Origin of the sequence: Alteromonas sp. MmMcT2-2 (genome assembly GCF_022348305.1) — a bacterium.
Lineage (GTDB): Bacteria > Pseudomonadota > Gammaproteobacteria > Enterobacterales > Alteromonadaceae > Alteromonas > Alteromonas macleodii.
In genome coordinates this window covers 37,504-51,449 of the sequence record NZ_JAKRFA010000014.1, presented here as the reverse complement: position 1 = coordinate 51,449, position 13,946 = coordinate 37,504, and the positions used below count along the sequence as shown (strand labels likewise).

At 43.1% G+C, this 13,946-nt stretch carries 14 protein-coding genes; 3 read left to right on the top strand and 11 right to left on the bottom strand.

The window, feature by feature from the left end; all coding sequences use genetic code 11:
• Positions 1–67 precede the first annotated feature (67 nt).
• Positions 68–1,042, top strand: coding sequence for an NADPH:quinone oxidoreductase family protein (locus MHM99_RS10300; RefSeq protein ID WP_014949760.1), 975 nt, complete (start codon positions 68–70; stop codon positions 1,040–1,042).
• 79 nt (positions 1,043–1,121) lie between these two features.
• On the opposite strand, the gene MHM99_RS10295 is transcribed toward MHM99_RS10300, so the two are convergent.
• The 3 genes from MHM99_RS10295 to MHM99_RS10285 all read right to left on the bottom strand — a co-directional run bounded on the left by MHM99_RS10295 (position 1,122) and on the right by MHM99_RS10285 (position 4,018).
• A complete protein-coding gene (locus MHM99_RS10295; protein ID WP_080986408.1) occupies positions 1,122–2,537 on the bottom strand; it encodes an alpha-amylase family protein in 1,416 nt (471 codons plus the stop codon).
• Between the two features lie 175 nt (positions 2,538–2,712).
• A complete protein-coding gene (locus MHM99_RS10290) occupies positions 2,713–3,354 on the bottom strand; it encodes a YchJ family metal-binding protein (protein WP_049587263.1) in 642 nt (213 codons plus the stop codon).
• 253 nt (positions 3,355–3,607) lie between these two features.
• On the bottom strand, positions 3,608–4,018 hold the full coding sequence (locus tag MHM99_RS10285) for a hypothetical protein (protein ID WP_049587264.1): 411 nt from the start codon (positions 4,016–4,018) through the stop codon (positions 3,608–3,610).
• Between the two features lie 328 nt (positions 4,019–4,346).
• Between MHM99_RS10285 and MHM99_RS10280 the strand changes: the two genes are divergently transcribed.
• Positions 4,347–4,745 carry a YqaA family protein gene (locus MHM99_RS10280; protein ID WP_039225474.1) on the top strand — a complete coding sequence of 133 codons (399 nt, stop codon included), beginning with the start codon at positions 4,347–4,349 and terminating at the stop codon, positions 4,743–4,745.
• A gap of 22 nt (positions 4,746–4,767) precedes the next feature.
• On the opposite strand, the gene MHM99_RS10275 is transcribed toward MHM99_RS10280, so the two are convergent.
• The 5 genes from MHM99_RS10275 to MHM99_RS10255 form a co-directional block, all read right to left on the bottom strand.
• Positions 4,768–5,427 carry a protein-methionine-sulfoxide reductase heme-binding subunit MsrQ gene (locus MHM99_RS10275; RefSeq protein ID WP_049587266.1) on the bottom strand — a complete coding sequence of 220 codons (660 nt, stop codon included), beginning with the start codon at positions 5,425–5,427 and terminating at the stop codon, positions 4,768–4,770.
• Between the two features lie 97 nt (positions 5,428–5,524).
• Positions 5,525–6,532: a protein-methionine-sulfoxide reductase catalytic subunit MsrP gene (gene msrP, locus MHM99_RS10270; protein ID WP_168463300.1), complete on the bottom strand. Its 1,008-nt coding sequence runs from the start codon at positions 6,530–6,532 to the stop codon at positions 5,525–5,527.
• A gap of 152 nt (positions 6,533–6,684) precedes the next feature.
• Positions 6,685–8,028 carry an anti-phage deoxyguanosine triphosphatase gene (locus tag MHM99_RS10265; protein WP_049587269.1) on the bottom strand — a complete coding sequence of 448 codons (1,344 nt, stop codon included), beginning with the start codon at positions 8,026–8,028 and terminating at the stop codon, positions 6,685–6,687.
• A 76-nt stretch (positions 8,029–8,104) separates the two neighbouring features.
• A complete protein-coding gene (gene yfbR / locus MHM99_RS10260; protein ID WP_012519109.1) occupies positions 8,105–8,704 on the bottom strand; it encodes a 5'-deoxynucleotidase in 600 nt (199 codons plus the stop codon).
• A 1-nt stretch (position 8,705) separates the two neighbouring features.
• Positions 8,706–9,926 (bottom strand): pyridoxal phosphate-dependent aminotransferase, encoded by a 1,221-nt coding sequence (locus tag MHM99_RS10255; RefSeq protein ID WP_049587271.1) that lies wholly within the window; start codon positions 9,924–9,926, stop codon positions 8,706–8,708.
• 272 nt (positions 9,927–10,198) lie between these two features.
• Between MHM99_RS10255 and MHM99_RS10250 the strand changes: the two genes are divergently transcribed.
• On the top strand, positions 10,199–10,993 hold the full coding sequence (locus MHM99_RS10250; protein ID WP_049587272.1) for a DUF2189 domain-containing protein: 795 nt from the start codon (positions 10,199–10,201) through the stop codon (positions 10,991–10,993).
• Positions 10,994–11,586: 593 nt separating this feature from the next.
• Here the strand turns inward: MHM99_RS10250 and MHM99_RS10245 are convergent.
• The 3 genes from MHM99_RS10245 to MHM99_RS10235 all read right to left on the bottom strand — a co-directional run bounded on the left by MHM99_RS10245 (position 11,587) and on the right by MHM99_RS10235 (position 13,627).
• Positions 11,587–12,333, bottom strand: a complete 747-nt coding sequence (locus MHM99_RS10245) for a serine protease (protein WP_239219222.1) — start codon at positions 12,331–12,333, stop codon at positions 11,587–11,589.
• Between the two features lie 143 nt (positions 12,334–12,476).
• On the bottom strand, positions 12,477–13,031 hold the full coding sequence (locus MHM99_RS10240; RefSeq protein WP_239219220.1) for a hypothetical protein: 555 nt from the start codon (positions 13,029–13,031) through the stop codon (positions 12,477–12,479).
• A complete protein-coding gene (locus MHM99_RS10235; protein ID WP_239219218.1) occupies positions 13,031–13,627 on the bottom strand; it encodes a hypothetical protein in 597 nt (198 codons plus the stop codon). The genes MHM99_RS10240 and MHM99_RS10235 overlap by 1 nt, the downstream gene beginning before the upstream one ends.
• Between the last annotated feature and the right edge of the window lie 319 nt (positions 13,628–13,946).

Below are 13,946 nucleotides of genomic sequence, written 5' to 3'. Positions count from 1 at the left end.
ATAACCTATTTAATGACAGGTCATGCTATCAATAGCGTGCTCGTCGAACAAAGCAACTGGAGACAGTATGAAAGCAATTGTATGCGAATCTTTTGGACCACTTGAAGAACTTCAATTTAAAGACGTTGCAGACCCAGAAGTAAAAAAAGGGCATGTAGTCGTAAATGTTGAAGCCGCAGGGGTGAACTTTCCAGACGGACTATTGGTGCAAGGTCTGTATCAAATGCAGCCAGACTTCCCGTTTATTCCTGGCAATGAAGTGGCAGGCACCATATCTGAAGTAGGTGAGGGCGTAAGCCATTTAAAAGAAGGGCAACGAGTTATTGCGTTGTCTAACTTAGGTGGTTACGCAGAAAAAGCGCTGATCCCTGCCACTCATGTTATGCCGTTACCTGATCCCATCCATGTTAATGAGGGGGCTGCTCTTGTAACTGCGCATGCGACAGCACATCACGCGTTAAAGCAGCGCGCAAAACTGCAGCCAGGCGAAACACTGGTTGTAACCGGCGCAGCGGGTGGTACTGGCTTAGCAGCAGTGCAAATAGGCAAGATTATGGGCGCTAAAGTTATTGCAGTTTGCTCAACAGAAGAAAAGCTGGCGCTTGCTAAAGAGTATGGCGCAGACGTTTTAATTAACTACAAAGAAAAAGATCTCAAAGAAACGCTGAAAGAAGTCACAGGCGGCAAAGGTGTCGATGTAGTTTATGAATGCGTTGGCGGTGACACATTCCACGCTTGCAGCCGCAGTATGGCATGGGAAGGTCGTTTACTTGTGGTTGGCTTTGCTGGCGGTGAGATCCCGAAATTCCCGGTTAATTTAGCGCTGGTAAAAGGCTATTCGGTTATGGGCGTATTTTGGGGCTCGTTTACTCAGCACGATCCAAAAGGCTTTGCGGAAAATATGCAAGAGCTTTTAACTTGGTATGTGCAAGGTAAGGTGAAGGTGGTCGTAGATGAAGCATTACCCTTAGAACAAGCAACGAAAGCCATGGCCAAGGTAATGAACCGGGAAGTGAAAGGTAAGATGGTGCTTGTGCCCTGATCCTACAAGCCTGACACGTGGGTAACTTAACAATAAAGCCTGAACAATCGATGTTCAGGCTTTTCTTGTTAACAGTGGGTTATTCCATAAGCCACATTCGGGCGCTTCTTCCTGGTACATAGAACTTGTGCCACTGAGTTGTAATATATTGCACATCATTACTTAACGTATCGCGGTAATTTCTATACCACCACAAATTGTCCGTAGATGTATCTACCCATATATCTTGGCCGTCTGCGCATTTATTAATACCCACAACGCCTTGATGGTCACGCTTGAAGAAAATAACGCAGTCATTATGACTTACCACTTGCAGGCCACTGCCCTGAACTCCGTTATGGAATTTAACCATACCCTTGATGTCATCACGCTTGTACAAATCTACCCAACGATTATCACCACTTTCATTGTTATCTGAGTACAGTAATGGAACACCACCGTCACGGCCTAGTACATAGGCATTTGCCAAATGTTCGTCGGTAGGGTCAAGTAACTGGTAGCGGAAGCCGTCGTTTAGCGGGATGTCGTGGGTAATACTAAATGTGATGGCCTTGTCGCCTGATAAAGCCTGACCGTACGCACCTGGGTCAACTAAGGCATTCATCGAACCACCGAAGCTAAATGCACTACGTATTTGCGCGAAAAGCGGGAAGTCGTAGGCCGAGTGACCTGTTGCTGATAAATAAGGTGCAAGGAAGTTATCATACTCACTAGAGCCTGCACCGCCCGTGGTAATTATTTCTCCGAAAACATGCACGCCGTTTTTTATATTGCTGTCGAACACCGCGTTGATATGATAGTTGGTCATGTGCTTTGCAGCATCAACGCGGAAACCGGTTACACCCATGCCTTTTAACGCCTGAAGATACGCTTTTTGCTGGGCTACTACCCAATTATTGGGGTCTAGGTCGGGCAAGCCAGGATCTGGCGCGGCGCCGCATAATCTATTGTACTGAACATCGCCCACGTCGCTGTAGTTACTAATGCACTTAGGACCACCTTGATCATACGTACCGTGGAAGTCACCACCGCCAAAAAGGCCGCTACTTACATCACCAAATAATGTGATGCCATTGTAGTATCCCTGATTTGATGAGTATTGCTGTAGTACTTCACTTCCGGGGTAGTTTAAGTCTGAACGTTTCCATGCTTCGTTCGCCATATGATTAAAGACAATATCCGCATAGGTCTCTACACCTTTGGCATTTAATGCATTAACCATCGCTTGAAAGTCAGCAGTGTCACCAAGTGGGTTATCAATAACTCGATAGTCCTGTGGTTGATATCGCGCCCACCACTGATCACCTGTCGATTTATAAGCAGGCGAAACAAGTACTTTGGTGTAACCAAGATCCGCAATTTCCTGGGCTTTTGCGGCGACGTCATCGTAGATCCAGTTAAATGCGTGTAGTATAACGTCGGCATAGCTTTGATAACTTAATGTACTCAGTGCTGCGCCTATTAGAACGCCTGCCGCATGTTTCTTCATCTTCATAGTGTGTCCTATTTTATGTGGGAGCGAGATAAAAGATGAAAGTAAAGCTTACATTTTGTTTACAAATAATAAACATCATGCATACGTATTCAATTCACCTTTAATTTTAAATTAAAGGAAAGATGAACAATCAAGATACGCAGGGAAGGGAGTACAGTTAGTTATTGCAATTGGGTTAGCGGCTCTTAGTTGCGCAGCACTGTTTGAATTTTTTGTTGCTACCGCAAACACAAGGTAGGTTTCTCCCGTATTTAATTTTGCCGCAGTCGTCGTGTAATACGCCGTCGTGATAACGCCACTTACCGTCTTCAACACTAAAATTCGACGTTTCGTGAAGCTGATACATACTTTTATTTTCAAAATAGTAAGCAGTGAATTCAACAATGGCATTATTGGGTTTGGTGATGGGTTTGGTGATGGGTTTGGAGATGGACTTTAAATTAGTCTTAGAGATTGGCTCGGCGTTGGTTACTGCTTCGACTTTAGCGTCGGCATGTACAGTACTGTCTATCGAACTATCTTCAGTACTACTGACCAAGTTACCTACCAAGCTATCTACGGAGCTAGCCGCTAGAGTGGGGTGTACTTTAAGTGCGAACCATGTCGCACCTTGTGCGCTTTGCGCCAAATCCTCTACAGAGAGACCCTGCTGCTTTTCTTTGGTGTAGGTTTCAAGAATATATTGATAATGCGCTGTGGCGTAGGCTGAAAACCGGGAGCGCATAAGTTGCTCTGCAGAACTAGGGTGTTTATCACCCTTAATAAAAGGCTCGCAGCATTCGTCGAAGGATTTTGATGAGCAACAGTAACAGCGCATAAGACAACTCGCAGTTTAAGAGTAAAACAAAGCGCTACAGTATAAGTATAAGTTGCGTGAGCCCCAACTTTTTTAAACGTAAATGTTGCCGATATTCAAAGATTCCTTGGCGGTCCATGCCAAAGGGTACATGTCAGAGATTCCACGCCAAAGAGTTGTATGAAAATAAATATTTAGGTTTTGTTTACGCACCGCTACTCAGGCAAACGTAAGATGGGGCAAACGCAAGATGTAAGCATAAACAGGCTTTGTATTACCAAGGACCTAATGCTACGTTTTGTTCGTCATTAATGCTGTTAACACGTACATTCACCAGGCTGACAGAGTAAAGCTCACACAGCTTTCTGATCATTTCACTATCGGTTGGTTGAAGGTCTAAATCAATGTTTTCCACATACAGTGTTTTACACTGGCCACCTGTAATCAGCTTACTGATCCATTCGGGCATTTTTTCTTTTTCAGGTTTCTGAATACGGATAGCGTGATCTACAGATTTAGAAAACGACACCGTATTTGAAAGCAGATAATTCCAACCTTTGTCGTTAGTTCCTTTTCCATTACCTTGTTTTTCGCCTGGAAACCCTTCTATCGGCAAAGGTAGTTGAACAACATTTGAAACCGAAGCGCGCAAAGCATTAAATCGTGAAACTGAAGATGTGTTCATAGTAAAACCCTTTATGCATTTGCCCTGAAGTTCATAGTTTGAACTTCGGGAATATTGTTATTAATTGATACTGGTTGCTTATACAGTGTGTATGTGTATACAGTATTCTCAAAGGAGGGCTTTGGCAAGTATTTAGTTGTACTTTTTTCACACAAATTGGTGTTTTCTAAGTAACTACATAAAAGATAATGGTTTTTTTGTGCTATCGAATTCTGAAGGAAGTATTCATACTCCGATTAAGGTAAGATCCGCGCGAATTTTACATAGAAAACTACTGTATATAGATGGAGGAGCGTTGAGCGCATTAATACATTTAGGCTATTTGGGGATGTTCTTATCGGCATTTTTGGCTGCCACTATATTGCCTTTTAGTTCTGAAATTGTACTTAGTGCTTTATACAGTAGTGGCTTGAACTGGGTGTTGTTGCTTGTTGTTGCTTCGTTAGGAAATGTACTCGGCTCGGTGGTTAATTATGCATTGGGCTTCAAGTTCGGAAAAGAAATTGCGACCGATAAGTTAAAAGTGAGCGAAGCGGCGTTTAACCGTGCAAGTTACACCTTTACAAAGTGGGGGAAGTGGAGCTTGTTTTTATGCTGGGTACCTATTATTGGCGACCCTATTACTTTAGTAGCAGGTGTACTTAGAAGCCCGTTTTGGTTTTTTATTCTCGCGGTAACGCTTAGCAAAACAGCGCGTTATGCTGCGTTGCTGTACGTGCTTGTTTAAAAGGTTTTCGACTCTAGTTTTCTCACACCACTGCGTTTTTGTCTCTCGACTTCTTTTGACTTTTCTTCTGATACCTCACATACCACTGCTTCATTCTTGGGCTCATTAATATCAGTCCAATCATCCAATACCAAACGGGCTCTTGCCAAAACGTCTTCTGCGACCAGCTGAAATGAAGTAGTGCAAGGGGCAGGATCAGGTAAATGCTGTTGTGAAGCTTCTGCCACTTTTTTCCCATGTTGCGCTGGATACGCTTGAACGACGTAGCGGTGAGAGCAAAAAGAAGAAGTAACGCTGCCAGGCCAACAATGATGTATGGCCTGCTTACTATCTCGCTAGCCACTAGTGCCATATCAAGCTGGATTTCAAACACAATGTATGTGAGCAGGTGTGCAAAGGCGTACACAAAGGTGTATACGCCAATCATACGTCTGAATTGCATCGGTTCTGGGCTTGGTAGCCATTTAGCAAGTGGGCTAAGAGTAAGCGTTAGTAAAAGAAAGTGAATTGCCCAGGTTCCAGTCTCATTGATGAGCGTGTTTACAGGGTCTGGACCAAGCTGATCGGTTACCCCTGCAAAAAACAACCAGGCGATATAGCCCAATGCGAAAAGGTGAATAAGACCTTTTAGGCTGCGGCGTTGCCAAACAGAGAGTCGAAATGGTTTTTTTCTTAACGGCATTAAATGAACAACTTAATAATAGTGTTTAATAGCTTCGGTCATGAGATATTGGTTAGAAGGGCTAGCTATTTGCTCGTAGCCCTATAAAACGTACCAGCTAGTAATAACGGGATAAGTCCATATCTTTGTATAGCGGCGCGACTTCGCTGTAACCGTTGAACATTTGGGTGTCGATGCGATTTCTGGCGAGTAGCCCACCTGTGGTTATTCTACGCTCGCTGGCCTGGCTCCACCTTGGGTGCGACACGTTTGGATTCACGTTGGCGTAAAAGCCATACTCGTTGGCGGCCAGTCGATTCCATGTGGTAGGAGGCTTCTTGTCGGTCAGGTGAATTCTCACAATAGACTTAATGCTTTTAAAACCATACTTCCACGGTACAACAAGCCTGATAGGCGCGCCGTTTTGAGGTGGCAAGGTCTTCCCGTAAAGACCAACCGACATGAGCGTTAACGGGTGCATAGCTTCATCAAGACGCAAACCCTCTACGTAAGGGTAATCAATACCACCACCGGTAAAGCGGCTTCGTTGACCGGGCATTTGCTCAGGGTCGTATAGGGTTTCAAATGCCACATATTTGGCTGACATTAATGGATCGGCTTGTTTTAACAACGCCCCCAACTCAAACCCAATCCAAGGCACCACCATCGACCATGCTTCCACACAGCGCAAGCGGTAAATGCGTTCTTCAAGGGGAAAACGCTTTGTCAAGGCATCGTGATCAAGCTCAATGGGGTTTTTAACCATCCCGTCAACTTTTAACGTCCATGGATTAGTTTGAAATTCAGTCGCATTTTTGGCTGGTGCATCTTTAGATGTGCCAAACTCATAGAAGTTGTTGTAGCTGGTCACTTTATCTTCAGGCGTTTGGGTTTCCGTTATTTGAAACTTAGGGGGCTGACTAAACTCCAGCGCCTTTCCCTTAAACGCTGCCTTCTCTTCTTCATCTTCCCAAAACCAACCGGCAGCGCCTGCCGACTTCGCCAACAGCGTAGACGCTCCCACAAAGCCCATAGATTTGAGCAATGAACGGCGACTCTTGTAAACGTCTTCATTAGTTACGTCGTTATCAGTCAATTTTACTGAGGGTTTAAATGGTTTTGGCATTACGTCACCTAAATTATGATAAGACTATGAGAAATGGTCGTCACTTCGCCCAATACATTTAGCTACGTTAATGTAACGAGTAAGTTCAACATAATAAAAAAGACCGAGAGTACGGTCTTTTCATTTCAATTAATTTGGAAAAACAAAACAATCTACATTTGCAGACTATCTTGAATACCGCCTTGTTTAGGTGAAAAGATATTACTGTATAGGCGAGATGCGAATTCATCCGTCATACCCGATATATAGTCGGCGAGAACGCGCATACCATTGCCGCTCTCACAGGCCTTACGCCAGCGAACTTGAGTGTTTTCGGGAAGTAAGCGGTCGGGATCTGATGCAAAGGCTTCAAAAAGCTCCATAACCACCAGCTGTCCTTTGTATTCAAGAAGCTGCACATCGGGGCGGCGTATTACTTTGTTAAACACAAAGCGTTTGAAAAGCTCCAAGGCTTGTGCAAAATGTTCAGGCATTACGGCGTTGAACGCCAGTAACGGGTGAGCGAAACCCTCAACGCCTTTTATTTCAATAGCTGTAATAAAGCTATTTACCAGCGCGCCTATGGCATTTTTTCTTTCGTGATGTGCAGCGCTAAATAGCTTATTGGTTAGCACTTCTATATTGTCTGACAGCCACGGTACATCTAGCGCTTTTAGCGGCGTGGTTACATCCTCGACAAAGTGATGCTTGTCGACCATATCCATTACAATGGCATCTTCTAAGTCGTGAATGCCATAGGCGATATCGTCAGACAGTTCCATAATTGAGCAGTCGAACGATTTAAATTGCGTTTTACTGTGTGCATTCAGTTTTGCAGTAAACTGCATAAACGCATCTTTATCTTCATTGCTAAATGGCGCAAGTAGCCAGTCGAACAGGGGCTCATCGCAGCGAAACAGACCTTTTGGCGGATGCCAGTCGTGGGCTTTAACCTGACGAAGTGAAGCAGGGCGCTCGGGCGTAGGTCCTTTACTATGAAGGGCATCGATAAAATTCGGATATTTAACCAAGCCTAACACGCTTCTTCTACATAAATTCATGCCGTGATCGGCGGTATAAGGCTCTAGCTGAGTGATGATCCTAAAAGTTTGTCCGTTTCCTTCAAACCCGCCGTGTTGGTGCATCATGTAATTAAGGGCAATTTCACCACCATGGCCGAATGGGGGATGACCAATATCGTGAGCTAAGCAGAGGGTTTCGATTAACGTAGGATCAAGCGCTAACGTCGTGGCAATATCTGGAAATTTCACCCAAAGTTGGGCAGTAATACCGGTGCCAATTTGGGCGGCTTCTAGAGAGTGGGTTAGTCGAGTGCGATAGAAGTCGCTCAGCCCCACACCGAGCACTTGGGTTTTTGCCTGCAATCTACGAAAGGCAGCGCTGTGAAGAACGCGCGCTTTATCACGTTGATACGGATTGCGATGATCGCCGTCTCTTGTTTCGCTACGGGGTAAACGACGCTCGTGTAATGCTAATTCCCAATCGCTTGTTGCCAAAAAAACCTCGCTGCCTTGCTGTGTATGCTACTTCTATTCGTCAGTATAGTGATTTATGGGCTGTTAGCCGCCTCGCTCACATATCGTCTTGCGTAATTTCATCAAGACTTAAAGAAAAGCTTGGTACGTAACGCGTTAAGAAGTAGTCCACCTCTTCAGAATGATATTCTTTAAGGGTTTTATCTAATCTTTTCTTAGCCAGCTTAAACTCTTGGTTACCAGCAGCTAATTCTTCAAGCGTTTTTAGGTAAGCGCAAAGTACGTCTGCTGCTTTCACAATAAAAGCTTCTTCTTCACTATGGTAGTGATGATCAATAAGCGCAGCGTAGTCTTCTCGAAATGCTTCTGGTGCCATTTCAATTAGCTTGTTCTCTGCAATTTTTTCGATCTTTTTATATTCTTCTTTAATCGCAGGGTTAAAGTATTTCACTGGGGTAGGGAGGTCTCCGGTGAGTACCTCCGACACGTCGTGAAATATTGCCATGGTAGCAATACGATCAGGGTTTAGTGTGCCGCCAAAAAACTTATTTTTTATTAAAGCAAGTGCGTGGGCAACCATGGCCACCTGCAAACTATGCTCCTGCACATTTTCTGTGCGCACGTTGTGCATTAGCGGCCAACGATTAATAAGCTTTAAGCGCGCCAGGTGCGCAAAAAAGTGACTTTTATCAGACACGTTACGCCCCCTGTTTATACGTTCTAAAGAAGTTGCCAATACGGTGCAGCGCAGGCACCAATACATCGCTGTGCGGTAAAAATACTAATCGGAAGTACGTGCCTTCGGTCAGGTTAAACGCGCGACCGTGTACCAGCAGAATTTTTTCAGAGCTTAATAAATCCAGCACCATTTTTTCGTCGTTTTGAATGTTGAATTTTTTCTCATCTACTTTGGCGAAACAATACATGGCACCTTTAGGTTTAACGCACGAAATACCGTCAATGCCGTTTAGCATATCTGTCGTTACGTCGCGCTGAATGCGAAGGCGCCCGTTTTCTTTCACCAAGTCGTCAATGCTTTGATAGCCGCCTAATGCTGTTTGAATAGCGCTTTGACAAGGTACGTTTGCACACATTCGCATGGAAGATAGGATATTAAGCCCTTCAATATAATCAGACGCTAATCGCTTGTTGCCGCTTACTACAAGCCAGCCAGAGCGAAAGCCCGCCACACGGTAGTTTTTACTTAAACCGCCAAAGGTAACAAAAAACACATCGTCAGCCAGTGAAGCAATACTGGTGTGCTTTGCTTCATCGTAAAGAATTTTGTCGTAAATTTCGTCGCTAAATACAACAAGTCCGTGTTCGCGGGCAACTTCAACTACTTCTTGCAACAGGGCTTTGTCGTAAACTGCACCGGTAGGATTGTTAGGGTTGATAAGTACGATTGCGCGAGTTTTACTAGTGATTTTACTTTTTATGTCGTCAATATCTGGGAACCAGCCTGCTTGCTCGTCGCAGCGATAATGGACGGGTGAGCCTGACGAAAGGCTAACTGCTGCCGTCCAAAGCGGGTAGTCAGGACTTGGAATAAGTACTTCATCGCCATGATTAAGCAACGCTTGCATCGCCATCATAATTAACTCAGATACGCCGTTACCAATATAAACGTCGTCTACACGGATGTCTTTAATATTGCGCTGCTGGTAGTACTGCATCACGGCCACGCGGGCGGCATAAATTCCTGTCGAGTCTGAATATCCTTGAGACGTAGGCAGGTTATGAATAACGTCTTTTACGATATCGTCAGGGGCTTCAAATCCAAATGGCGCGGGGTTACCGATATTCAGCTTTAATATGCGGTGTCCTTCGTCTTCCATTTTGCGTGCTTGCGCAGCGATTGGGCCTCTAATGTCGTAACAAACGTTATCTAATTTATGTGAGCGAGATACAGTTTTCATGGTCTATCTGGTTGATTTACATACCCTGAGATTATCGCAATCCAAAGCCATATGCGATGGCCTTTTTGCAGTATTTCTGCTTTAAGTACTACTTTTTTCACCAAGTGGCTATTTATTGACCATATAACGAGATGAATGATCCGCTTGTCACTTAAGTATAAAATTTATGTTAATAACTTGTGAACTTTTCATTCAGCGCCTATCGTAATAGTAAGGCGTGTATAAAAAACGCGTTAGTAACAAACAGGCTAACAAGCAGAGGTGATAAGAATATGTCGCACCATTTCAAAGAAACACCAGAGAATGCAATCACGCAAAGTGGTATAGCACGCGTTATTCCCTGTAAAGAATTAGACGTTGGCGATCCAGTAAAGTGGCTGTCATTGGCATTACGAGACGCCATGCGGGCACCAGGTCTCACATTGTTTTATGGCATTCTTTTCGCGGTTATTCCGTGGTTCATTATGTACTTGGTTGAAATGACAGGTTGGCACTTAGTTATTTTACCCGCCATTGTTTGCTTTATGTTGGTAGGTCCATTTCTGGCTGCTGGTCTTTATGATGTGAGCTGGGAAATGGAGAAAGGCCATAAGCCCACGTTACGCCATTCTTTGCGTGCAATGCGCAGAAATGCGTTTAATGAGTGGGGCTTTGCCATTTTGCTTATAGTGATGATGATATTCTGGTTGCGTGTTTCATCGCTAATCCATGCACTTTATCCGCCTTATATCGAAAACGATTTAGAAAACTTGTTACCATTTTTAGCGCTAGGCACAATTGTCGGTGCAGGTTTTACATTGGCTATGCTTTTCATTACGGCGTTTACCCAACCAATTTTGATGGAACGCAAAGTTGACCTTGCCACCGCTGTATTAACCAGTGTTAACGCAGTGTGGCTTAATAAGGTGCCCATGCTTATTTGGGGGGCGATCATCTTTACCACCGTTGCGATTGGTTACGTAACCGGGTTTATTGGTTTTATCGTGTTAATGCCTATTATCGGCTACGCTTCATGGCATGCTTATATTGATGCCATTGAAACTAAGCGCGAACGCAAATATGAGTAATCGCCCACGCTTTCTGTAATTTAATTACGGAAATCGTGAGGTTTTCTGTACATTAGATGCGCTTTATCATTATATATTTTGTTAAAATTACAGTTTTAAGGCCCCTTTCTGGGGTATACAGTAAAAACCATGTCTATTTGCGTGTGAGTGAGTGACAGCCCTTTACTGGCAATACTTCTTGTTGATATGTAAAGCGTACATACTATGTATATTGGTGTGTACGCTTTTTATCCCTGAAGGCTTAGCAAGGCGATGGCATCACTGCGTGAAACCATCACCCTGCCAAAAGGGTATTTAAGGGAAGTGATGGTAAAGTAAAATAATAAAGCCACTCCTTACGCTCGCACAGCTCACTACTCGCTAGGCATTTATGATTTTTCTTGACCACCCGCTGAAAAACACGTTTCTGGACAGAAATCATTTAGAGTATTAGCTCCATTTCGACCGGTAGATATTAGGAAAACTAAGGGTATCGCTGCGTTAAATTAAGGGGGGAATGCCATATAAACCAACCTTCCGCAGACCATTTTCACCACCAAAACCCACCGCATACTAAAAATGCCATGTGGCATGAATCTCTCTTGAACACTATGTTATGTTTTGTTATCCCAATGGTCAGCACCTTCAAGAAGCACCTCGATTGTTTCTTTATTTTTTCCCGGATAAACACCGTTTTCTTGTAGAAGTACCAATAAAGGTTCAACCGATATGGCAGAAGAATATCCAAGCTCTTCAGATTGGTTATTTTTTGCTAATGATTCAGTAAGAACACCGAGTAAAAAGCCATACTCACTTAAAACGGGGCCTCCACTATATCCACCACGTCCCATGTTAGAAATGATGAAGTGAGGGTGTGGTCCATTATATTTATCAACAACTGCGTTAACTTCACCTTCCGAAGCAAGCAAAACAGGGCCATTTGAAAAAGGAATTGGCGGATACCCCATCAGCAATACTTTAGACAGAACTAGTTCGTCACCAATCCAGTCATCTAAATGCCCACCGATCTCAACATGATCAGTTTGAACAAAGCCCTCAGGAGCGCCAACAATAGTTGTGCGTGTTAAGTAGTGAGTAAGATTGAGGTTCGTCTTTATGATTGCTAAATCGACTCTATTATCGCTATGACAGATTATCTTTTCGATTTCCAAGTTTTCATGACAATGCTCAGAAACAATTTCTTCAATTTCTCCGCCATTTACTACGTGTGCGGCAGTAGCAAGCCAACCATCTCCGATATGAAAAGCTGAACCATTACTTAAATCACCACTTTCTGTTCTAACAGTAATGCGGACCATTGAGAATTTAAAGCTCTGATATAAATGAGTAAAATTTTTCACAACTATCCTTAAAAACATGTAGTCACATTAAGGTGAGCAACGCTACCATGAAACCTAACCACACCACTGTAAACACGAAACCCAACGATGGCATGAAAAATGTCAAGCGTTGGTAATCACTCTTAAATGCTTGTATGCCTGTACTAAAATAGTTCGAAAGACTTATGTTTAATGGCTTCAATCTTAGCTCTTAACTTAATCTTGTCATTCGCTTTTTTATACGCAAAGTCACTCATAAAAGTAACCAAGTGCTCAAGATCTTGTACGGTGGTTACCTTTACGAAAGATTTCTCTTTATTGACGTATACACGTGACTTTTTTTCGAGCTGTAAGAGCTCCACTGCATTGCTCAAAGTTCCTGTACTTTTAGTGTCCCAAACCATCAATCCAAAATCGCAATCTTGGGTCATGGCTAAGTCTTTGGCGGTAAAAAACGCCCTAGAACCGGGAGATGCGCTACTAACAATGTTTTTGATGGCCCAACGTCCTACATTGTTTCGGGGTTGTCCGCCAGTACAATATACCGTCACATTCTGATAGGATTGTTGCAGTAAAAACTCTTGTATCGAGGAATCCACACCATCAGCATCACCAACGATCACATCAAACCCAGCATCAATTATGTGTTTTAAGCGAAAACGCACGTTTTCGTCCAAATTTTTAATTCTCATTGAGCCTGAAATAAAAACCGTAGTCATTATCTTTTCCTAGTAGCTGTAGCAACAAATATTTTTTCAATCTTATCACATTGACGTAGTGTCTGAGTGGCAGCTTCTAATGATGTGCCAGTATCGTACAAATCATCAATTATAAGTACGTTGTAACCTGTTTCCGGCAACGTCTCTGCTATTACTTTATCATCGATCTCAAATGCCGCCATCAACAACTCTATACGTTCCTCACGACTGGCAATATCTTTCATTTGTGGTGTGGACTTTGATTTTACCAGTAAACCATTAATACAAAGCTTACCAGCGATATTACCGAGCTCTAACGCTATTTCTTGTACAGGTTGTTTGGGTCTGACTTTCGAAGGTGGCATAGCCACAATGAAAGAAATAAAAGGTAGTTTCGGTAAAATATTGTCCTTTATGCTTTGAGCAATATCAGCACACTTAGTAAAATCATCTCGGTATTTTAAGAGGAACACCGCTTCACCGACATCAGTTCTCACCGTATCAAACTGCGCATGACCCCACTGATTTTCACCAATATACGTACTACTTACAATGTGCTTATCAAGCGAATAACCAGAGTCCCAGACCCCTGCAATTTCTTTTACATTTACATCCATAATTACACTCCTAGCTTAACGTTGAAATTTATTATTCTTTGAAAGGCAAAACAACTTATTAACAAGCCTTCACCTTATGCAATAACACACTCATAAATTTCATCGATCATATTCCATTTAACTCATAAATATCATGAGCTTGATAGCATTATTTCAAAGTGTTTATGAGAAATGTATTTAATCAGCCTTATTAAAAACGAAACTCAAGCGATAAAATCACCATGACTCGTTATAACTACTCAAAAAAGCAGCAAGTAAAACTAATCCAAAATCACGTTAACAAGATATGAATGAATATTAGGTCTAACTCATAACGGGG